The following is a 20631-nucleotide window of genomic DNA, read 5'->3' as shown; positions in this document are numbered from 1 at the left end:
TCGGGGGCTCAGACCTTGGCGACGTCTTCCGCCTGGAGGCCTTTCTGACCCTGGATCACCGAGAACTCCACTTTCTGGCCTTCGACCAGGGAGCGGTGACCATCGCCACGAATGGCACGGTAGTGAACGAAAACGTCCGGACCGCTATCGCGTTGAATGAATCCATAACCTTTGGCGTCATTGAACCACTTGACGGTTCCGACCTCACGATCAGCCATTACCACACTCTCCAACTTGCCTATTATTTTTGGGTGGCCCCCGAAATGAGGACTTCAACGGTTCGTCCGACTGAACGTTTTCCTCATCATCCGACCCGGGCCAGAGGCACGTTGGAAGGTAATTCGAATAACGCCCGAAGGCGACCGCGATCCCGAGTATATAAATCAAAAGTTACAGCTGAAAAGCACTTTTTCATCAAGTCCGCGACCCTGTGACCAATCAGGCCAAAGTGCCATTTTACGGGGCTTGCAGGGCCATTTTGGTGCTCGTTACCCTGCGTAACGAAAGTGTTTCGAACTTGGACTCCCACACAACTTTGCACGATGGTTCCGGGCGTTTTCGCAACACCCGGAACCTCTTTTCCGATCAGGATTTGCATCCCTGCAAATCAGCCACACGCCTTGCCAGAATCCCGGCTTCGGCGAAACCCTCATCCAGCTGACCTGCCCGCGAGCGCGATATCTCACTGGCTGACCTGGTAGCCCCGCCCTTGCAGGCAACTGCTGTAGGCCGAACTCTGCGTAGCCTGCTGGTTACGACGGTCCTGGCGACGATCCTGGCGCTGGCGCGAGGCCCCTACCACAGCCCCGGCAGCGGCCACTTCGCCGGCGCGGTTCTGCCGGTACTGCTGCTTGGCGTCGTCGCTGGCCCGGTCGTAGATCTCATCGTGCTGCTGACCCCGTACTTCGGCGCCGACCGCCCCGGCCGCCGCGCCTCTCGCAGCGCCACGCACCCGCCCGCCGACGTTCGGGGAGCTGGAACCGCTCGCGGCATTGGCTGCAACACCGTTGCAGTAGTCCATGTCCTGTTGCATCTGCTGGCTGCTCTGGCCGTTGAGTGGCACCACCGACTGTGCTCCCGCCGGCGTCACGCAGACCAGCGCCAACAGGCATCCAAAAGTAACTTTACGCATCGCTCCACCTCCATCGAATGGAACCCTGATTAAGCAGGATAGTCCCTGCCGATACAGCGCTCGCTGCCGCCAGGCAGGCGTCCGCGGCTTTGCCGCCCGCCCCCCGATCCGGCAAACTAGCGCCCCTGAGCAATCGCTCGTTTTATTTCTGCCAGCCATAGGGCCTGTATGCCTCGTTACCCGTTCCGCCGCTTCGGTTTTGGTGCCTTGCGCCGCCTGCTTTACCTCTGTGTGCGCTCGGAAACCATCAACCAGTCGTCCTTCAGCCTGAAGATCGACCGCAGCAAACCGGTCCTCTACGTCCTGCAGCAGCCCTCGGTCAGCGACCTGGCGGTGGTCGACACCGAGTGCCGCAAGGCCGGCCTGCCGCGCCCGGTGATGCCGGTCGCCGTGGGCGAGTCCATCGAGCCCGCGGCCTTCTTCTACCTGACCCCGGAACCCGACTGGCTCGGCCGCCAGGACAAGCGCGGTGCGCCGCCAGCGCTGGTGCGCGCGCTCAACGCAATCGGCCAGAACGGCATCGATGACGTGCAGATCGTCCCCGTCAGCGTGTTCTGGGGACAATCGCCGGATAGCGAAAAGAGCGCCTGGAAGCTGCTGTTCGCCGACAACTGGGCGGTGACCGGCCGCCTGCGCAAGCTGGCGCGCATCCTGATTCTCGGCCGCAAGACCCGCGTGCAGTTCTCCGCGCCCATCCACCTGCGCGAGCTGGTCGAACAGGACAAGGGCCACGCGCGCACCCTGCGCATGGTCCAGCGCATCCTGCGGGTGCACTTCCGCAACCAGAAGACCGCGGTGATCGGCCCGGACCTCTCCCATCGCCGCACCCTGGTCAAGGGCCTGCTGCGCGCGCCGCTGGTGCGCCAGGCGATCCAGGAAGAATGCGAGGCCCAGAAGATCTCCCAGGAGAAGGCCGAGGCCACCGCGCTGCGCTACGCCAACGAGATCGCCGCTGACGTCTCCTACCCGGTGATCCGTTTCCTCGAAGTGACCCTGACCTGGTTCTGGAACAAGCTCTACGAGGGCGTGAAGGTCAACCACATCGAGCGCGTGCAGGACGTCGCCCAGGGCCATGAGATCGTCTACGTGCCCTGCCACCGCAGCCATATCGACTACCTGCTGCTGTCCTACCTGCTGTTCCGCAACGGCCTGACCCCGCCGCACATCGCCGCCGGCATCAACCTCAACATGCCCATCGTCGGCTCGATCCTGCGCCGTGGCGGCGCCTTCTTCATGCGCCGCAGCTTCAAGGGCAACCAGCTGTACACCGCGGTGTTCAACGAATACCTGCATACCCTGTTCAGCCGCGGCTTCTCCACCGAGTACTTCGTCGAAGGCGGCCGCTCGCGCACCGGGCGCATGCTGCATCCGCGCACCGGCATGCTGGCGATCACCCTGCGCAGCTTCCTGCGCGACTCGCGCCGGCCGATCGTCTTCGTCCCCGTGTACATCGGCTACGAGCGCGTGCTCGAAGGCCGTACCTACCTGGGCGAGCTGCGCGGCGCGGCGAAGAAGAAGGAGTCGATCTTCGACATCTTCAAGGTCATCGGCGCGCTGAAGCAGCGCTTCGGCCAGGTCTGGGTGAACTTCGGCGAACCGATCCACCTTGAGCAGTTCCTCGACCAGCAGCAGCCGGACTGGCGCCAGCAGGAACTCGGCCCGGAATTCCGCCCGGCCTGGCTGTCGGGCGCCACCAACCACCTGGCCCGTGACGTCGCCCGGCACCTCAATGACGCCGCCGCGATCAACCCGGTGAACCTGGTGGCCCTGGCGCTGCTCTCCACGACCCGCCTGGCGCTGGACGAAACCGCCCTGGCGCGGGTGATCGACCTCTACCTCGGCCTGCTGCGCAAGGTGCCTTACTCCCCCAGCGCCACGCTGCCCGAGGGCGACGGCCAGCAGCAGATCGAGTACGTAAAGAGCATGAACCTGCTCAGCGAGCAGAAGGACGCCCTGGGCCGCATCTGCTACCTCGACGAGCAGAACGCGGTACTGATGACCTACTACCGCAACAACGTGCTGCACATCTTCGCCCTGCCGGCGCTGATCGCCTGCTTCTTCCAGAACAGCGGACGGATCAGCCGCGAGCAGCTGCTGCGCTACACCCGTGCCCTCTACCCCTACCTGCAGGCCGAGCTGTTCATCCGCTGGAACCTGGACGAGCTGGACGCCGTGGTCGACCAGTGGCTGCAGGCCCTGGTGGCCGCCGAACTGCTCAAGCAGGAGAACGACACCTTCATTCGTCCGGCGCCCAGCTCGCGCCAGTACGTGCTGCTGACCCTGCTGGCGCGCGCCATCGCCCAGACCCTGCAGCGCTTCTACATGGCCATCTCGCTGGTGCTCAACGCCGGGCAGAAGCAGCTCACCGCCGAGGAACTGGAAAACCTCTGCACCGTCATGGCCCAGCGCCTGTCGATCCTGCATGGCCTGAATGCCCCGGAGTTCTTCGACAAGAGCCTGTTCCGCCATTTCATCCAGACGCTGCTGGACGAAGACGTGCTGCGCAAGGACGAGCACGGCAAGCTGAGCTTCCACGAGCTGCTCGGCGAGCTGGCCGAGGGCGCAGCCAAGCGGGTATTGCCGGCGGAAATCCGGCTTTCCATCCGCCAGGTGGCGCTGGAGCAGCCGAACCCAACAACGCCGGCCGAACAGCCTGCGGGCATGCCGGGGAACTGACCGGCAGCGGCCGGCTGATACCGGCCGCTTGACGCCTGCGGATCGCGGCCGATAGATTTTTGACTGTCAATCCATCGGCCCCGGTCAGGAACGCTCTCGTGTTCAACAGTATTCTGATCGTCTGCGTCGGCAACATCTGCCGTAGCCCCACCGCCGAGCATCTGCTGCGCGAGGCCCTGCAGGGCAGCGACATTGCCGTCGGCTCCGCCGGGCTTGGCGCGCTGGTCGGCTGCCCCATCGACAGCACAGCCCTGGCGACCCTCCAGAACCACGGCCATCGCCCGCAATCGCACTGCGCACGCCAACTCACTGCCGAGCTGGCCCTCGAGGCCGATCTGATCCTGACCATGGAGCAGGGCCAGATTCAGAGCCTGATCCAGCGCCTGCCCGAGGCACGCGGCAAGATCTTCCTGCTCGGCAAGTGGCAAAGCGAGCAGGAGATCCCCGACCCCTACCGCCAGGGGCCGGAGGCCTTCGAGCACAGCTACGGCTTGATCGAGCGTGCCGTGGCGAGCTGGGCAGACCGGCTACTGACGCGCCGCTAGTTACACGGCCGACAAGCGTAGCGTCGGATCTTCCACGACCGCGTAGCAAAAAGGCTACGCTGAGGTTCTGCCCGACCATATTCCGCAGTTTGGTCTCTCCAGGTAGTCGCTTAACTGACTCGGAGCCTGCGTCAGAATATGAAGCGTCCTCACATCACAGATGTCTTTCGGCAACGGTCTCCTCATCTCCGTGCCAGATGCGGCCACGCATGGGCTGCCAAGCTTCGCGGGAGCCAGTCGTGTGGCACGCCTGTTACCCGCTCAACCTCTTCGATCAAGAGGCCCGCCTGATGAAAGTCGCAATAATCCACTATTGGTGGCTGAGCAATCGTGGCGGCGAGGCTGTCTGCTCTGCTATCGCGGAACTCTATCCTGAGGCAGACATCTTCATTCACGTCTGCGATGAGCAGGTGGTGCGCCAGGCGCTGCCGGGGAACTTCCAGGGAAAGATATACACGACATTCATTTCAAGACTTCCAAAAGCGCGGAGGCACTATCAGAAATACTTGCCCTTCATGCCACTTGCGCTCGAACAGCTCGATCTCACCCAGTATGACCTGATCATCAGTAGCGAATCGGGCCCCGCCAAGGGCGTCATTACCCGCCCGGACGCCGTTCACATCTGCTATTGCCACTCCCCCATGCGCTATGTGTGGGACATGTACCATGAGTACCTGTCCGGCGCGGGACGTCTTGTTCGAACACTTTTCCCGGTCATCGCCCATTGGCTGCGGATGTGGGACAGGCTCTCGGCGGATCGGGTCGACTACTTCATCGCCAACTCGACCTTCGTTGCAGCGCGTATCCGCAAGTTCTACCGACGCGAATCAGAGATCATCTATCCCCCCGTCAACGTCTCGGACTTCAATCCGCGACTGGAGCGAAGTGATTTCTATCTATGCCTGGGGCAGTTGGTCGCTTACAAGCGCGCCGACATGGCCGTTGAAGCCTTCAACAGACTGGGGCTGCCCCTCGTCGTGGTCGGCGAAGGTGAGTTGTTCGAGTCGCTGCAGAAGATCGCCGCACCGAACGTCAAGTTGATGGGGCGCCAACCTTTTTCTGTCATCCAGGATCTCTTGCAGCGTTGCCGCGGTTTGATTTTCCCGGGGCTTGAGGATTTCGGCATCGTCCCGGTCGAAGCCATGGCGGCAGGCGCTCCCGTGGTGGCCTACGGCAAGGGCGGCGCCCTGGACACCGTCATTCACGGCAAGACCGGCATTCTGTTTCACGAGCAAAGTGTCGAGGCGTTGATCGAGGCCGTGGGTCAGCTCGAGCGCGGCGAATTCGACTTCTCGCCGGCGGAAATGCACCTGCATGCGCAGCGTTTCGCAAAGCCCGTCTTCCAGCAGCGCATCAAGGCATTCGTGAATCAAGCACTGACCATCAGCCATGCCCCCTCGACGGAAAGACACGAACCCGGTTCGCCGCACGAAGTCAGGCAGCACTCTTGAAGACGAACACGGACGGACTGACCGCCATTCCATCAACTGATCGCCCACCTCACTACTCACCCATGGCAGGCCCACTATGCGCTGCGCCGTCATCTTCGGAGGCTCCGGCTTCATAGGCGTCTTCTTTGCCAGGCACCTGCTTTCGACGGGTGCCTTTGAAAAGGTCTATCTGTTCGACAAGGAGCAGGTTTCCGACAAGCCCTTCCCCTATCGGACCAAGCTGGTGCGGGAGTCTGCCGGAATCGTCGAGATTCCCGGTGATGTTCGCCAGCCTGTGGACTGGACACCTGCGGAGTCGATTTCGCTCATTGCAAATTTCGCCGCCGTGCATCGCGAACCCGGGCACGACGATTTCGAGTATTACGAAACCAACCTCCAGGGCGCCCAGCACGTTTGCGCCTGGGCCGAGCGCGTGGGTTGCAACGAAATCATCTTCACCAGTTCGATCTCCCCCTATGGGCCGAGCGAAGAACAAAAGGATGAGCGCTCGCTGCCGGTGCCGATGACAGCCTATGGCGGATCGAAACTGGTGGCGGAGAAGATGCACCAGGCCTGGCTCGCGGCAGACCAGAACAGGCGGCATCTGGTGATTGTCCGGCCCGGCGTGGTGTTCGGCCCCGGCGAGGGCGGCAATGTCTCGCGCCTGATCAAGGCGGTGCTGCGTCATTACTTCTTCTACATGGGTAACCGCGATACGCGAAAAGCCGGCACCTACGTGAAGGAGCTGTGCAATGCCATGTGGTGGATGCTCGAACGGCAGAAGGCCCAGGGTGAACATTTCTCGCTGTTCAACATGTCGATGAATCCCGGTCCGTCGATCCAGGACTATGTCGATACCGTCTGCCAGGTGGCCGGGGTGAAACGGCGCGTACCGGAGATCCCATTCGCCGTTCTGCTCAGCGCAGCCCATTGCATCGATCTGGTCGCCCGCCCGCTGGGCATCCGCCACCCCTTCAGCCCAGTTCGCATCCGCAAGCTGGTGCGCTCCAACAACATCCATCCCGCCCGCCTCGTCGAACTAGGCTATCCCTATCAGTTCGACTTGAAGTCGGCCTTCAGCGACTGGAAAACCGCCGCACCCGAAGAATGGCGCTGACGAGGGAACCCACCTCACCCAGCATGTTCCGATGCGTCGACCCCATGCGCTGATTCACCACACCGCCGGGTTTTCTCCGGCGGCCCCAGTCCGTTACTCTCCCCGCCTCATTCTCCACCTCGACGGCCACTCCAGCCGTCGAGCTCCGCTCAAGGAAGTCTCGATGTTGCGAATTCCCGCCCTGCTGGCCGGCGCCCTGCTCTCGGTCAACGCCTTCGCCCTGTCCCTCTCCGATCTCAGCCAGAGCGATGCCTCCGCCGGCCTGAAGGATGCCCTGACCCAGGGCGCCCAGGTCGCCGTGCGCCAACTCAGCCAACCCGGCGGTTTCAGCAATGACCCGCAGCTGCGGATCGAATTGCCCGGCAAGCTCGGCAAGGCCGCCAAGACCATGAAGCAGTTCGGAATGGGCGCCCAGGTCGACCAGTTGGAAGCGAGCATGAACAAGGCTGCTGAGGCCGCCATGCCGCAGGCCCAGGCACTGCTGGTGGACGCGGTGAAGAAGATGACCGTGACCGACGCCAAGGGCATTCTCCAGGGCGGTGAGCACTCCGCCACTGATTACCTGAACCGCAGCAGCCGCGATCAGCTGCGCGCCAAGTTCCTCCCGATCATCAAGCAGGCCACCGACCAGGTCGGCGTGGCCAAGCAGTACAACGCCTTCGCCAGCCAGGCCGCCGCCTTCGGCGTGGTCGACGCGAAAAGCGCGAACATCGAGAACTACGTGACCGAGGAAGCGCTGGACGGCCTGTTCAAGATCATCGCCGAGCAGGAGCAGACCATTCGCCAGAACCCGACCGCCGCGGCCACCGGGATGGCGAAGAAGGTGTTCGGCGTACTCTGAGTTCGTCGGCGAAGGACAAAAGAAAAAGCCCGGCATCTGCCGGGCTTTTTTGTATGGCACGAATCACGACTTGTAGGAGCGGACCTTGTCCGCAAAATCCATCGCGGCGGGCTGGTTGCCACCAGGGAATCACCTCGGCATGGCGCCCGATCCGTCCAGAGCACTGATCCTTCAACGCTGACCTGGCGGCGGGACTTCGCGGACAAGGTCCGCTCCTACGAGATCAAAAGCCCCTCACCCTAACCCTCTCCCGCACGCGGGAGAGGGGACCGACTGGTACAGGATGAAACCGTCGCGTCAGCCGGTACGAACGGCGCCCTCTCCCTTGGGAGAGGGCTGGGGTGAGGGGGAATGCTCAGGCACAGACTGTCAGGAGGAAGACAGTTGTCCCCGCCGATGCATGCCGGCGTTCGTCAGGCTTCCTTCTTCACCCTGAACCACGCCGCGTAGAGCGCCGGCAGGAACAGCAGGGTCAGCGCCGTGGCGACGATCAGGCCACCCATGATGGCCACCGCCATCGGCCCGAAGAACACGCTGCGCGACAGCGGGATCATCGCCAGCACCGCCGCCAGCGCGGTCAGCACGATGGGACGGAAGCGCCGCACCGTGGCCTCGATGATCGCGTGCCAGGTGTCCAGGCCGTGGCTGCGGTCCTGCTCGATCTGGTCCACCAGGATCACCGAGTTGCGCATGATCATCCCCGCCAGCGCGATGGTGCCGAGCATCGCCACGAAGCCGAAAGGCTTCTGGAAGATCAGCAGGAACAGGGTCACGCCGATCAACCCCAGGGGCGCGGTGAGGAACACCATGATCATCCGCGAGAAGCTGCGCAGCTGGAGCATCAGCAGGCTGAGCACCACCACGATGAACAACGGGACGCCAGCGTTCACCGAATTCTGGCCCTTGGCCGAATCCTCCACCGTGCCACCGATGTCCAGCAGGTAGCCGTCGGGCAGCTCGGCGCGGATCGGGTCCAGGGTCGGCGAAATCTGCTTCACCAGGGTGGCCGGCAGCGAGTCGTCGTAGATGTCGGCACGCACGGTCACGGTGGGCAGGCGGTTACGCCGCCAGATGATGCCTTCCTCGAAGCCGTATTCCAGGGTCGCCACCTGCGACAGCGCCACGCTTCGGCCGCTGCTAGTCTGCATCGACAGGCTCGGCAGCTGCGACAGGTCATGCCGCTCGCGCTCGTCGCCGCGCAGGAGGATTTCGATCAACTCGTTGTCCTCGCGGTAGTAGCTGACGGTAGCGCCGGTCAGCGAGCCCTGCAGGAACTGCGAGATATCCGCCGTGCTCACCCCGAGGGCGCGGGCGCGCTCCTGGTCGATGTCGAGGAACACCGCCTTGCTCGGCTCCTCCCAGTCAAGGTGCACGTTCACCACGTGGGGGTTCTCGCGCATCTTCTCGGCAACCTTGCGCGCCAGCGCGCGGACTTCCGGGATGTGCTCACCGGAAACGCGGAACTGCACCGGGTAGCCCACCGGCGGGCCGTTCTCCAGGCGGCTGATGCGGGTGCGCAGCGTGGGGAAATCCTCGTTCATGTGCTTGATCAGCCACTGGCGGACTTCCTCGCGGGTCTCCAGGTTCTTCGCCAGCACCACGAACTGGGCGAAGCTCGCCGCCGGCAGTTGCTGGTCCAGCGGCAGGTAGAAACGCGGCGAGCCGGTGCCGACATAGGCCACGTAGTTATCGATGCCCGGATGCTCGGCCAGCATCTTCTCCAGGCGCTTGACCTGTTCGGTGGTGGCGGTGAGCGAATCGCCCTCGGCCAGCTTCAGGTCCACCAGCAGCTCCAGGCGCGCCGACGGCGGGAAGAATTGCTGCGGCACCAGGCGGAACAGCATGATCGAGCCGATGAAGGCCAGCACGGTGAGCAGGATCACCGTCTTGCGGTAGCGTACGCACCACTCCACCACGCGGCGGAAGCGCTGGTAGAAGGGCGTCGAGTACGGGTCGTGGCCCTTGTCGGTGCCGCCGTGTTTCTCCGCGTGGCGCTTGGCCAGATCCGGCAGCAGTTTCTCGCCCAGGTAGGGCACGAAGACCACGGCGGCAACCCACGACACCAGCAGTGCGATGGTCACCACCTGGAACAGCGAACGGGTGTATTCGCCGGTGCCCGACTGCGCGGTGGCGATGGGCAGGAAGCCGGCAGCGGTCACCAGGGTGCCGGTGAGCATCGGGAAGGCGGTGCTGGTCCAGGCGTAACTGGCCGCCTTCAGGCGGTCGTAGCCCTGCTCCATTTTCACCGCCATCATCTCCACCGCAATGATCGCGTCGTCCACCAGCAGCCCCAGCGCCAGCACCAGCGCGCCGAGGGAAATCTTGTGCAGGCCGATGCCGAAGTAGTACATGCTGGCGAAGGTCATCGCCAGCACCAGCGGAATCGACAGCGCCACCACCAGGCCGGTGCGCAGGCCGAGGGAGAAGAAGCTCACCAGCAGCACGATGATCAGTGCCTCGGCCAGCACGCGGACGAACTCGCCCACGCCCTCGCGCACCGCCGCCGGCTGGTCGGACACCTTGCGCAGCTCCATGCCCGCCGGCAGGGTCTGCTGCAGGCGTTCAAACTCGGTGTCCAGCGCCTTGCCCAGCACCAGGATGTCGCCGCCGTCCTTCATCGCCACGGCGATGCCGATGGCGTCCTCGCCCATGAAGCGCATGCGCGGCGCGGGCGGGTCGTTGAAGCCACGATGCACGTCGGCCACATCGCCGATGCGGAAGGTACGGTCACCGACGCGGATCGGGAAGGCGCGAATCTCCTCCACCGAATCGAAGCGGCCGGAGACACGCAGTTGCACGCGATCGGTGGTGGTCTCGAAGAAGCCGGTGGCGGTCACCGCGTTCTGATCTTCCAGCGCCTTCTGCACCGCCGCCAGCGGCAGGCCGAGGGTGGCGAGCTTGGTGTTGGACAGGTCGATCCAGATTTTCTCGTCCTGCAGGCCGACCAGGTCGACCTTGCCCACGTCCTTGATCCGCTGCAGCCGCAATTGCAGGCGGTCGGCGTAGTCCTTGAGCACCGCGTAGTCGAAGCCCTTGCCCGACAGCGCGTAGATATTGCCGAAGGTGGTGCCGAACTCGTCATTGAAGAACGGCCCCTGGATGCCCTGCGGCAGGGTGTAGCGGATATCGTTGACCTTCTTGCGGATCTGGTACCAGAGCTCGGGAATGTCGCGGGAGCGGAAATCCTCGCGGGCGATGAAGGTCACCTGGGATTCGCCGGGACGGGAGAAGGAGATGATGCGGTCGTAGTCGCCGGTCTCCATCAGCTTCTTCTCGATGCGTTCGGTCACCTGCCGCGAGACTTCCTCGGCAGTCGCCCCCGGCCAGTTGGTCTTCACCACCATGGCCTTGAAGGTGAACGGCGGGTCCTCGCTCTGCCCCAGCTTGGTGTACGACAGCGCACCGACTATGCCCAGCAACAGCATGAGGAACAGGACGATCTGACGGTTCTGCAGCGCCCAGGCGGAAAGGTTGAATTGCATCGGGCGTTACTCCTTCGCCACCAGCTTGACCGAACGGTTTTCCCGATCGACCGGCCGTACCTCCTGCCCTTCACGCAATACCTGCACCCCCGCGGCCACCACCCAGTCATCGCTGTTCAGCCCTTCGAGCACCGGCACGCGGTCCTCGGCGAAGGGGCCGATGCGCACCGGCCGGCGGTGCAGGGTGGAGCTCTTCGGATCGACCACCCAGACGAACGGCTGGCCGCCCTCGGCGGTCACCGCCGCCAGTGGTACCGCCAGCGGCACCGAGCCTTCGGCCTGGATGTAGACCCGCGCACTCTGGCCCAGCTCGGCGGGCACCTTGGCGTCATTGAACGCGACCCGCGCGGCAAAGGTGCGCGACTGCGGATCGGCGGCCGGCGACAGCTCACGGATCTTGCCGCTGAAGCGCTTGTCGCGCTGCGACCAGAGCTCGACGCTCACCGACTCGCCGATACGGAAACGGTCGATGGCATGTTCGGGGAAGCTGATCAGCACCTCGCGGTCGCCGTCGGCGGCGAGGGTGAAGACGGTCTGCCCGGCGGCGACCACCTGCCCCACTTCCACCCGGCGGGTGGCGATCACGCCGTCCTGGGGCGCACGCAGAATCGCGTAGTCCGCCTGGTTGCGGGCCACGTCGTACTCGGCGCGAATCTGTTTCACCCGCGCCTCGCCGGCGCGGTAGGTGTTCTCGATGTTGTCGAACTGCGACTGGCTGACCAACTGGCGTTCGAGCAGCGTCTTGTAGCGGGTGTATTCGGAGCGGACGGTCTGCAGGTTGGCCTCGGCAGCGGCCACCTGGGCGCGGGTGGCTTCAAGCTGCAGACGGACGTCTTCCGGATCGAGTTCCGCCAGGGGCTGGTCCTTCTTCACCCGCTCGCCGGTTTCCACCAGGCGCTTGCTGACCTTGCCACCGATGCGGAAGGCCAGCTCCGGCTCATGCCGGGCATGTACCTCGCCGGGATAGGCTTCGGTAACATCCCGGGCCGGCAGCGGCTGCACCACCATCGCCGGGCGCACCGCCGGCTTGGGCGGCTCGCCGGTACCGCAGGCGGTCAGGGACAGGGAAAGGACGACAGGAAGCGCGACAGACAGAGCATGGCGGAACATGATGTGTGACCTTTCGCAAAGCGCGGTTGAATTCTTATACTCCCCGGTATAGTAAAAATACAGAACCCACCAGTCCAGTATTAGAAATGTAAAATCATGTCACTCACGACTTCCTCCAATGGGCCGGGTCGCCCCAAGGACCCCGCCAAGCGCAAGGCCATCCTCGAAGCCGCGAAGGAGCTATTCATTCGCTACGGCTATGACGGCAGCAGCATGGAAGCCATCGCCGCCGAGGCAGGCGTGTCGAAACTCACCGTCTACAGCCACTTCACCGACAAGGAGACGCTGTTCGTCGAAGCGGTGCAGGCCAAGTGCGCCGAGCGCATGCCGGAGCTGTTCGCCGAACCGCCGGCCGACGAACCGCTGGAAAGCCTGCTGCTGGCCCTGGCGCGCGGTTTCAACCAACTGATCAACAGCCCCGAGGCCATCTCCCTGAGCCGGCTGATGGTTGCCCAGGGCGCGGGGAACCCGCACCTGTCGCAACTCTTCTTCGAGGCCGGTCCGCAGCGCGTGCTGGACCAGATGGAGCGCCTGCTGGAGCAGGCCCGTCAGCAGGGCAAATTGCAGATGGAGAGCCCGCGCCGGGCCGCCGAGCACTTCCTGATGCTGGTGCAGGGTTGCGTGCACTTCCGCCTGCTGATCGGCTGCGAAACGCCGCCCACGGAAGAGGAAGCCGAGGCGCACGTGCAGGAAGTGGTGGTGTTGTTCCTCAAGGCGTTCCGCCCCTGAAGGCGAACGGCGGACTACCCCTGTAGGAGCGAGCTTGCTCGCGAACGGATTTCCCGGCAGCTCCGATGCTGGGCGGGTTCGCGAGCAAGCTCGCTCCTACAAGTACGACTCGCCGGCAGGCGCGGCGCTCGTAAATCGCATTCGAAGGTCGCGCCCGAAAAGCCTCAGCCCTTCAGGCTCTTCAGCGGATAGATGTCGTAGCGGCTGGACTTGCCTTCCAGGCTGTAGCTCGGCTTCTGCCCCTCGATGATCGGCGCCTTGCGCGGGCGCTTGACCACCACGCGGTGGCTGGCCAGCTTGAGCGCGGCTTCCAGCAGCGCCGGGGCGTCGAGGTCATCGCCCACCAGCGGGCGGAACAGACGCATTTCCTTCTTCACCAGCGCACTCTTGTCGCGGTGCGGGAACATCGGGTCGAGGTAGATCACCTGTGGCGCCTCCCCTTCCCAGGCCGCCATGCGCTCGATGGCGTTGCCCTGCAACAGGCGCATGCGGGCGACGATGGCGCCCACGTCGAAATCCCCCGCCGCGCGGGCAAGGCCGTCTTCCAGCAGCGCGGCGATGATCGGCTGGCGCTCGGTCAGGTGCATCTCGCAGCCCAGGGTCGCCAGCACGAAGGCATCGCGCCCCAGCCCGGCGGTGGCGTCCAGCACATGGGGACGCACGCCCGGCTGGACACCGACGGCCTTGGCGATCATCTGCCCGCTGCCGCCGCCGAACTGCCGGCGATGGGCGGTGGCGCCTTCGAGGAAGTCCACGCGCACCGGGCCGGGCGAGTCCGGCCCCAGTTGCAGCAGTTGCAGACCGTGCTCGCCCAATTGCAGGGCGAAGTCCGCATCATCGCCCTGCCCCATCGGCAGCCCCAGGCGCTGCGCCCACTGCTCGGCGGCGGTCTGCCAGGCAGGCTCCAGTGCCTGGACGACGATACGCGGCGGAGTGAGGGTTTCGGTCATGACGGGGCGATCCTGGAAAAAACCGCGATTCTAGCGCAGCGGGCCTTCCAACGGGCTCAACGGCGGATCAGCCGCGAAACAGCTGATTGATCCGGTCGAACGGCATCGCTCCGCCCATCGGTTTCAGATCCCCCTTGGCCAGCGCCTCGGCAGCGCTGAAGAAGGCGCCGAAGGCCACGCGGGCCAGGTTGGAACCGACGCTCACACGCTTCACGCCCAGCTCGGCCAGTTCCTCCAGGGTCACCTGCAGCGCCGGCGACCCCACCAGCACGTTGACCGGGCGAGGCTTCACGGCGCTGACCACCGCGGCGATCTCCTCCCTTGTCTTCAGTCCCGGCGCGTAGAGCACATCGGCGCCGGCCTCGGCGAAGGCCACCAGGCGGCGGATGGTGTCGTCCAGGTCGTTGCGACCGTGCAACAGGTTTTCCGCCCGCGCCGCCAGGGTGAAGGGGAACGGCAGCGCGCGAGCGGCCTGCACCGCGGCGCTGATCCGCTCCACAGCCAGTTCCAGCGGGTAGATCGGCGCATCCGGGCGGCCGCTGGCATCCTCGATGGAACCGCCGACCAGCCCACAGGCGGCGGCGAGGCGGATGGTTTCGGCGCAGTCCTCCGGCGCGTCGCCGTAACCGTTTTCGAGGTCGGCGGCCACCGGCAGCGGCGTTGCCTCGATGATCGCCCGGGCGTTGGTCAGCGCCTCCTCGCGGCTTATCGCACCCTCCGCATCGGGCCGGCCGAGGCAGAACGCCAGTCCCGCACTGGTGCTGGCGAGCGCTTCGAAGCCCAGGTGAGCGAGCATCTTCGCCGAGCCGGCATCCCAGGGATTGGGCAGAACGAACAGGCCGTCGCGCTGGTGCAGCGCTCGAAACGCTTCGCCGCGCTGTTGTTGGGTGCTTGTGTGCTGGGCAAGCATGGCTATCTCCTTGCCAATTGGGGGAAGGAGCAGGTTAGTCCTGTCACCAACGGCGTGCCATGTACAGTTGGCCGCTCAGAGCAGGCCGAGCTGTTCCACTTCCGGCTTCGGTTCGACCAGCGCCGGCAAGCCCGGCAGGCGCTCGCGCAGCAGGGCGTGGAAGCGCTGCGCCTGTTCGGCGGCGCGGTGGTTGTCCGGGGTGTGCAGAAAAACGTGGGGCGTCAGACCCTGTTCGATCCACTCGGCCACCTTGGCGATCCAGGGCGTGAGGTAAGAGGCGTTGGCCTCCAGGTCCGGCCCGCCAATGAAGCGCACCTGCGGGCTGTCGCTGAAGGCCGCCGGGCGCACCGGCACCTTCGGCTTCTTCGATTGTGCATGCAGCACCGCGGGGTCATCGGAGCGGCAGGCGAACAGCGCCCGCGAATCCAGGCAGATGCGCTCGACGCCGCGATCCAGCAGCAGCCGGTTCAGCGCCCGCTCCTCCTCGCCCTTGGCGAAGAACGCCGGGTGCCGCACTTCCACCGCCAGCCGGCGTTCGGCGAAGGCATCCAGCCAGGCCGCCAGCTCGCCGAGGCGATCCGGGCCGAAGCTGGCGGAGACCTGCAGCCACAGCGGCGCGACCCGCTCGCCCAGCGGCGCCAGCAGGTCGAGGAAGTCCTGGGTGTTTTCCAGCTGTCCGCGCAGGTCGCCTTCGTGGCTGATGTCGCGGGGCAGCTTGGCGCAGAAGTGGAAGTTCGCCGGCATGGTCTGCGCCCAGCGCTTCAGGGTCTCGGCATTGGGCCGGGCATAGAAGGTGGTATTGCCTTCCACCGCGTTGAACACCTGGGAATAGAAGCCCAGCGTCTCGGCGGCGCGCAGATCGGCGGGGTAGAAAGTACCGCGCCAGGCCGGCTCGTTCCACGAGGGACAGCCCAGGTAGTACGGCAGGCTCATGGAGTCAGGCGTAGAGGTCGAGACCCAGGACTTCCTGGCCCTCGTACTGGCCGCCCATGCTGGCGGTGCTGGCATAGCTCGCAAGCGCCTGGGCAGCGCGGGAGCTCAGCGGGCGCTGGTATTCGAGGTTGTCGCGCAGGGTGGCCGGCACGCTGTAGCTGCTGGCGCTGCCGGCTTCGACGCGGCGCGCCTGCGGCTGCTGTTCGAGGCCCTGGCTGGCCGAGGTCGGCGCGGGCCGTTCGCGGCGGGATTCGACGTCACGCTGCACTTCCCGATAGGGCGTGACCGCAGTGCCCGTGCGGGCAGTGCGCTCAGGCGCCTGGGAGGTGGAAACGAGACCGTCGATACGCATGGTGAAAACTCGGTGGGAATACAATCACTCTAGCGAGCGGTTGCAATCCGGGTCAATTGGCTTGGATCAGGCTTTCTTGGGGGTCGCCACGTTGTCGCGCAGGTAAACCGGCTGGGCCTGCTCTGCGTCAACCGCCTCGCCGCGCGCCCAGGCGAATTCGGCCAGGGTCAGCAGGTCCTCGGCGTGAGGCAGCAGGCTGGCGTCGTGGGCCGCGACCTTCACCGCCAGGCGCGCTTCGAAGCCCCAGCCGGTGCCGGAGCCGAACCATTCGCCCTGGGCGTCGCGCGGCAGCTCCACGCGCTCCGGCGGCAGCACCGCCTCGGCGCCGGCCAGGCGCATCTCGCCCTGCTCCAGTCGGTAGCAACCCCAGTACACCTCGTCCATGCGCGCGTCGATGGCCGAGGCTACCTGGCTCGCGCCATGTTCGCGGTGGGCGCGCTGGGCCAGCACGGCCAGGTCGGAGATCGGCAGCACCGGTTTCTGCAGCGCGAAGGCCAGCCCCTGCACCACGCCGATGGCGATGCGCACGCCGGTGAAGGCGCCGGGGCCGCGACCGAAGGCGATGGCCTCCACGGCGGACAGCTCGATACCGGCTTCGCCGAGGATGTCCTGCACCATCGGCAGCAGGCGCTGGGCGTGCAAGCGCGGGATCACCTCGTGGCGAACATACCGGCGGCCGTCATGCAGCAGCGCGACGGAACAGGCTTCGGTCGAGGTATCCAGGGCCAGCAGCGTGGGCATGGTGCTTTCCTTAAACGATAAAAAGCAGGGGCGATGAAAAAGGCGGGCATTATAAACGCCAAAGGCCCGCATTGTGCGGGCCTTTGGCATTGCGCGGGGCAATCAGCTGAGGGCGGCGAGCACCTTGGCGGTGATCTGCTCCACCGAGCCGACACCTTCGACGCAGGTGTACTTCGGGGTGCCTTCGACGGCGGCCAGCTTCTGGTAGAAATCGACCAGCGGCTTGGTCTGCGAATGGTAGACCGACAGGCGGTGACGCACGGTTTCTTCCTTGTCGTCTTCGCGCTGCAGCAGGTCTTCGCCGGTCACGTCATCCTTGCCTTCCACCTTCGGCGGATTGTGCTGGATGTGGTAGACGCGGCCCGAAGCGGCGTGTACGCGGCGACCAGCCATGCGGCCGACGATTTCCTCGTCGTCCACGGCGATCTCGACCACGTTGTCGATGGTGACACCGGCTTCCTTCATGGCTTCAGCCTGGGGAATGGTGCGCGGGAAGCCATCGAACAGGAAACCCTTGGCGCAGTCGGGTTGAGCGATGCGCTCTTTCACCAGGTTGATGATCAGGTCATCGGAGACCAGACCGCCGGCGTCCATCACGCTCTTGGCCTTCAGGCCCAGTTCGGTGCCGGCCTTGACCGCCGCACGCAGCATGTCGCCGGTGGAGATCTGCGGAATGCCGAACTTCTCAGTGATGAAGCGAGCCTGGGTACCTTTTCCGGCACCGGGCGCCCCGAGCAGAATCACACGCATCGATATGCTCCTTAATACTTGTTAAGCGAAATCACGGATCCGCCTCTTGGGGCCAATCTCATCATGCTTTGAATGGCGCAGATGCGCGCCGAAAGGTTGCCAACGATACACAGCGGCCCCCCACCATACAAGCCGCCCTCGGCGACCGTACAGGCCGATCGCGGGCCAACAAATCACCCCCGATCAGCCTTCAAATTACCCCTATTTCGCCCTCGCGCAATCCGCCATTGGTGGGGGGTGGCAGAGCCTCAGCCGGTGTTGCGAAGGCCGGCGGCGATACCCGCCACCGTGACCAGCATGGCCTGCTCCAGACCGCCGCAGGCGTCGCCCGTGCAGCGTCGTGAGCGGGACAGGAGTTCGGCCTGGAGCAGGTGCAGCGGATCGAGGTAAGTGTTGCGCACGCCGATGGATTCCCGCGTCTCGGCGGCGTGGGCGAGCAGCTGGGACTGACCGGTCAGACCCAGCACCACGCGCACCGACTGCGACAATAGGTCGCGCAAATGCGCACCTAATGGTCGCAGTTCCGATTGCACAAGACGCTCGTCGTAGAGTTGGGCGATTTCCCGGTCGGCCTTGGCCAGCACCATCTCCAGCATGTCGATGCGGGTGGTGAAGAACGGCCACTCCTTGCGCATGCGGCCCAGCAGCGCGCCTTCGCCGCGCTCGATGGCCTTGAACAGGGCGTCTTCCCAGCCCAGCCAGGCTGGCAGCATCAGGCGCGTCTGGGTCCAGGCGAAGATCCACGGAATCGCCCGCAGGCTTTCCACCCCGCCCTCGCGGCGCTTGGCCGGACGGCTGCCCAGCGGCAGGCGGCCCAGTTCCTGCTCCGGCGTGGCCTCGCGGAAGTAGTCGACGAACTGCGGGTTCTCCCGCACCACCGCGCGGTAGGCCACGAGGCCATCGGCGGCGAGCCGGTCCATCTCCTCGCGCCAGGCCGGCTCCGGCACCGGCGGCGGCTGCAGCGTGGCTTCCAGCACCGCGGCCAGGTAGAGGTTGAGGTTCTGCTCGGCGATGCCCGGCAGGCCGAACTTGAAGCGGATCATTTCGCCCTGCTCGGTGGTGCGGAAACGCCCGGCCACCGAACCCGGCGGCTGCGAGAGGATCGCCGCATGGGCCGGGCCGCCGCCACGGCCGACGGTACCGCCACGGCCATGGAACAGCAGCAGCTCGACGCCGTGGTTGCGGCAGATTTCCACCAGCGCCTCCTGCGCCCGGTACTGCGCCCAGGCGGCAGCCAGGGTGCCGGCGTCCTTGGCCGAGTCGGAGTAGCCGATCATCACTTCCTGCGGGCCGGCCAGGCCGGTGCGGTAGCTGTCCAGGCTGAGCAGGCGGTCGATGCAGGGGCCGGCGTTGTCCAGGTCGTCGAGGGTCTCGAACAGCGGCACCACGCGCATCGGCCGCTGCAGCCCGCATTCCTTGAGCAGCAGTTGCACGGCCAGCACATCGGAGGGATGCCCGGCCATGGAGATGACGTAGGAGCCCAGCGAGGCCGCCGGCGCCTCGGCCACCGCCCGGCAGGTCGCCAGGACCTCGGCGGTCTCCGGCGATGCCGTGTAGTTCGCCGGGAGCAGCGGGCGACGGCTAGCCAGCTCTTCCAGGAGAAACTCCTGGCGCACGGTTTCGTCCCACTCGGCGTAGTTGCCAAGGCCCAGGTATTCGGTGATTTCGCTCATCGCCCTGGCGTGGCGCGTGGAGTCCTGGCGCACATCGAGGCGCACCAGGAACAGGCCGAAGGTGGCAGCGCGGCGCAGGGAATCGAGCAGCGCACCCTCGGCGATCACGCCCATGCCGCAGTCCTGCAGCGAGCGGTAGCAGAGCTGCAGCGGTTCGAGCAGTTCGCGGTTGTCCGTCAGTACCTCCGCGCACGGCGCCTCGCTACTGTGGATGGCCCGCTCGGCCCAGGCGCGGGTGGCGCGCAGGCGTTCGCGCAGTTGCTTGAGCAGGGCGCGATAGGGTTCGGCGACCGCCCCCACTTCGGCGCGCAACTCGTCGCTGGCCTGCTGCATGGACAGCTCCGAGGCCAGGCTGTCGACGTCGCGCAGGTACAGGTCGGCGGCCATCCAGCGCGCCAGCAGCAGGACTTCGCGGGTAATGGCGGCGGTGACATTGGGGTTGCCGTCGCGGTCGCCGCCCATCCAGGAGGCGAAGCGGATCGGCGCGGCGGACAGCGGCAAACGCTCGCCCAGCGTCTGTTGCAGGGTAGCGTCGACGTGACGGAGGAAGGCCGGCAGCGCCTGCCATAGCGAATGTTCGATGACCGCGAAGCCCCATTTGGCTTCATCCACCGGCGTCGGCCGGGTGCGGCGGATCTCCTCGGTGTGCCAGGCCTCCGCGACCAGCCGCTGCAGACGTTGGCGCACAGCTTCACGCTCTTCCGGCAGCAGGTCGGTGTGATCGCCGGCGGCCAGCTGGGCGGACATGGCGTCGTACTTCTGGATCAGGGTGCGGCGCGCCACCTCCGTGGGGTGCGCGGTCAGCACCAGCTCGATCTCCAGCTCCGCCACCTGCCGCGCCAGCCCTTCGGCGCCGAGGCCGGACTTGCGCAGGCGGCTGAGCAGTTCGCCCAGCACGCGGTTCTCGAAGGGCTCCGGCTCCTTGGGCGTGCGCCGGCGGATGCGGTGGTACTGCTCGGCGATGTTGGCGAGGTTGAGGAACTGGTTGAAGGCCCGCGCCACTGGCAGCAGTTCATCCTCGCCCAATGCGTCGAGGGTCGCCGTCAGTTGCCGGGCGCCTTCCGCCGAACCACGCCGGGCGGCCTTGGCGCCGGTGCGGATGAGTTCGATCTTATCGAGGAAGCCTTGGCCGTACTGGGCGCGGATGGTCTGCCCCAGCAATTCGCCCAACAGGTGAACGTCCTCGCGCAGGCGCGCATCGATATCCGGCATGACGGGTCTCCTTCTGCTGAGGGTTTTACAGTGCCGCTGACGACACCC

The 20631-nt window shown here is 65.5% G+C and carries 17 protein-coding genes; 6 read left to right on the top strand and 11 right to left on the bottom strand.

What is annotated here, in order from left to right; all coding sequences use genetic code 11:
• Positions 1–8 precede the first annotated feature (8 nt).
• Positions 9–218: a cold-shock protein gene (locus ACNFBT_RS02335; protein WP_015476243.1), complete on the bottom strand. Its 210-nt coding sequence runs from the start codon at positions 216–218 to the stop codon at positions 9–11.
• Positions 219–682: 464 nt separating this feature from the next.
• Complete coding sequence (locus ACNFBT_RS02330; RefSeq protein ID WP_416746107.1) at positions 683–1132, bottom strand: hypothetical protein; 450 nt, start codon at positions 1130–1132, stop codon at positions 683–685.
• Between the two features lie 168 nt (positions 1133–1300).
• Between ACNFBT_RS02330 and plsB the strand changes: the two genes are divergently transcribed.
• The 5 genes from plsB to ACNFBT_RS02305 all read left to right on the top strand — a co-directional run bounded on the left by plsB (position 1301) and on the right by ACNFBT_RS02305 (position 7741).
• Positions 1301–3808, top strand: a complete 2508-nt coding sequence (gene plsB, locus ACNFBT_RS02325; RefSeq protein ID WP_416746105.1) for a glycerol-3-phosphate 1-O-acyltransferase PlsB — start codon at positions 1301–1303, stop codon at positions 3806–3808.
• Positions 3809–3906: 98 nt separating this feature from the next.
• Entirely contained in the window at positions 3907–4353 is a 447-nt protein-coding gene (locus tag ACNFBT_RS02320) for a low molecular weight protein-tyrosine-phosphatase (RefSeq protein ID WP_416746103.1), read from the top strand.
• A 290-nt stretch (positions 4354–4643) separates the two neighbouring features.
• Positions 4644–5804, top strand: a complete 1161-nt coding sequence (locus tag ACNFBT_RS02315; RefSeq protein WP_416746101.1) for a glycosyltransferase — start codon at positions 4644–4646, stop codon at positions 5802–5804.
• Positions 5805–5880: 76 nt separating this feature from the next.
• Positions 5881–6900 (top strand): NAD-dependent epimerase/dehydratase family protein, encoded by a 1020-nt coding sequence (locus ACNFBT_RS02310; protein ID WP_416746099.1) that lies wholly within the window; start codon positions 5881–5883, stop codon positions 6898–6900.
• A gap of 163 nt (positions 6901–7063) precedes the next feature.
• A complete protein-coding gene (locus tag ACNFBT_RS02305) occupies positions 7064–7741 on the top strand; it encodes a DUF4197 domain-containing protein (RefSeq protein ID WP_416746097.1) in 678 nt (225 codons plus the stop codon).
• Positions 7742–8154: 413 nt separating this feature from the next.
• Here the strand turns inward: ACNFBT_RS02305 and ACNFBT_RS02300 are convergent, their stop codons facing one another.
• Both ACNFBT_RS02300 and ACNFBT_RS02295 read right to left on the bottom strand, forming a co-directional pair.
• Positions 8155–11223 (bottom strand): efflux RND transporter permease subunit, encoded by a 3069-nt coding sequence (locus ACNFBT_RS02300; RefSeq protein WP_416746095.1) that lies wholly within the window; start codon positions 11221–11223, stop codon positions 8155–8157.
• A gap of 6 nt (positions 11224–11229) precedes the next feature.
• Positions 11230–12333, bottom strand: coding sequence for an efflux RND transporter periplasmic adaptor subunit (locus tag ACNFBT_RS02295; protein ID WP_416746093.1), 1104 nt, complete (start codon positions 12331–12333; stop codon positions 11230–11232).
• Positions 12334–12429: 96 nt separating this feature from the next.
• On the opposite strand from ACNFBT_RS02295, the gene ACNFBT_RS02290 reads away from it, so the two are divergent.
• Positions 12430–13062, top strand: coding sequence for a TetR/AcrR family transcriptional regulator (locus tag ACNFBT_RS02290; RefSeq protein ID WP_416746091.1), 633 nt, complete (start codon positions 12430–12432; stop codon positions 13060–13062).
• Between the two features lie 164 nt (positions 13063–13226).
• Here ACNFBT_RS02290 and ACNFBT_RS02285 read toward each other — a convergent pair whose 3' ends face one another.
• The 7 genes from ACNFBT_RS02285 to ppc all read right to left on the bottom strand — a co-directional run bounded on the left by ACNFBT_RS02285 (position 13227) and on the right by ppc (position 20583).
• Positions 13227–14012, bottom strand: coding sequence for a class I SAM-dependent methyltransferase (locus ACNFBT_RS02285; RefSeq protein ID WP_416746089.1), 786 nt, complete (start codon positions 14010–14012; stop codon positions 13227–13229).
• Between the two features lie 67 nt (positions 14013–14079).
• Positions 14080–14922 carry an isocitrate lyase/PEP mutase family protein gene (locus ACNFBT_RS02280; protein ID WP_416746087.1) on the bottom strand — a complete coding sequence of 281 codons (843 nt, stop codon included), beginning with the start codon at positions 14920–14922 and terminating at the stop codon, positions 14080–14082.
• A gap of 75 nt (positions 14923–14997) precedes the next feature.
• Positions 14998–15855 (bottom strand): DUF72 domain-containing protein, encoded by an 858-nt coding sequence (locus tag ACNFBT_RS02275; protein WP_416746085.1) that lies wholly within the window; start codon positions 15853–15855, stop codon positions 14998–15000.
• Between the two features lie 4 nt (positions 15856–15859).
• Positions 15860–16207, bottom strand: a complete 348-nt coding sequence (locus ACNFBT_RS02270; protein ID WP_416746083.1) for a hypothetical protein — start codon at positions 16205–16207, stop codon at positions 15860–15862.
• 66 nt (positions 16208–16273) lie between these two features.
• Complete coding sequence (gene tsaB, locus ACNFBT_RS02265) at positions 16274–16948, bottom strand: tRNA (adenosine(37)-N6)-threonylcarbamoyltransferase complex dimerization subunit type 1 TsaB (protein WP_416746082.1); 675 nt, start codon at positions 16946–16948, stop codon at positions 16274–16276.
• A 102-nt stretch (positions 16949–17050) separates the two neighbouring features.
• On the bottom strand, positions 17051–17698 hold the full coding sequence (gene adk / locus ACNFBT_RS02260) for an adenylate kinase (protein WP_152225102.1): 648 nt from the start codon (positions 17696–17698) through the stop codon (positions 17051–17053).
• 248 nt (positions 17699–17946) lie between these two features.
• On the bottom strand, positions 17947–20583 hold the full coding sequence (ppc, locus tag ACNFBT_RS02255) for a phosphoenolpyruvate carboxylase (protein WP_416746079.1): 2637 nt from the start codon (positions 20581–20583) through the stop codon (positions 17947–17949).
• Positions 20584–20631 lie beyond the last annotated feature (48 nt).

The sequence above is a fragment of the Pseudomonas sp. NY15181 genome, assembly GCF_048068055.1.
Lineage (GTDB): Bacteria > Pseudomonadota > Gammaproteobacteria > Pseudomonadales > Pseudomonadaceae > Pseudomonas.
This window is presented reverse-complemented; position numbering and strand designations above follow the sequence as displayed.

Bases quoted from the DNA above. Each gene is read 5' to 3' on its own strand.
- ACNFBT_RS02335 (WP_015476243.1), bottom strand. From the start codon at position 218: ATGGCTGATCGTGAGGTCGGAACCGTCAAGTGGTTCAATGACGCCAAA.
- ACNFBT_RS02330 (WP_416746107.1), bottom strand. From the start codon at position 1,132: ATGCGTAAAGTTACTTTTGGATGCCTGTTGGCGCTGGTCTGCGTGACG.
- plsB (WP_416746105.1), top strand. From the start codon at position 1,301: ATGCCTCGTTACCCGTTCCGCCGCTTCGGTTTTGGTGCCTTGCGCCGC.
- ACNFBT_RS02315 (WP_416746101.1), top strand. From the start codon at position 4,644: ATGAAAGTCGCAATAATCCACTATTGGTGGCTGAGCAATCGTGGCGGC.
- ACNFBT_RS02310 (WP_416746099.1), top strand. From the start codon at position 5,881: ATGCGCTGCGCCGTCATCTTCGGAGGCTCCGGCTTCATAGGCGTCTTC.
- ACNFBT_RS02305 (WP_416746097.1), top strand. From the start codon at position 7,064: ATGTTGCGAATTCCCGCCCTGCTGGCCGGCGCCCTGCTCTCGGTCAAC.
- ACNFBT_RS02300 (WP_416746095.1), bottom strand. From the start codon at position 11,223: ATGCAATTCAACCTTTCCGCCTGGGCGCTGCAGAACCGTCAGATCGTC.
- ACNFBT_RS02295 (WP_416746093.1), bottom strand. From the start codon at position 12,333: ATGTTCCGCCATGCTCTGTCTGTCGCGCTTCCTGTCGTCCTTTCCCTG.
- ACNFBT_RS02290 (WP_416746091.1), top strand. From the start codon at position 12,430: ATGTCACTCACGACTTCCTCCAATGGGCCGGGTCGCCCCAAGGACCCC.
- ACNFBT_RS02285 (WP_416746089.1), bottom strand. From the start codon at position 14,012: ATGACCGAAACCCTCACTCCGCCGCGTATCGTCGTCCAGGCACTGGAG.
- ACNFBT_RS02280 (WP_416746087.1), bottom strand. From the start codon at position 14,922: ATGCTTGCCCAGCACACAAGCACCCAACAACAGCGCGGCGAAGCGTTT.
- ACNFBT_RS02275 (WP_416746085.1), bottom strand. From the start codon at position 15,855: ATGAGCCTGCCGTACTACCTGGGCTGTCCCTCGTGGAACGAGCCGGCC.
- ACNFBT_RS02270 (WP_416746083.1), bottom strand. From the start codon at position 16,207: ATGCGTATCGACGGTCTCGTTTCCACCTCCCAGGCGCCTGAGCGCACT.
- tsaB (WP_416746082.1), bottom strand. From the start codon at position 16,948: ATGCCCACGCTGCTGGCCCTGGATACCTCGACCGAAGCCTGTTCCGTC.
- adk (WP_152225102.1), bottom strand. From the start codon at position 17,698: ATGCGTGTGATTCTGCTCGGGGCGCCCGGTGCCGGAAAAGGTACCCAG.
- ppc (WP_416746079.1), bottom strand. From the start codon at position 20,583: ATGCCGGATATCGATGCGCGCCTGCGCGAGGACGTTCACCTGTTGGGC.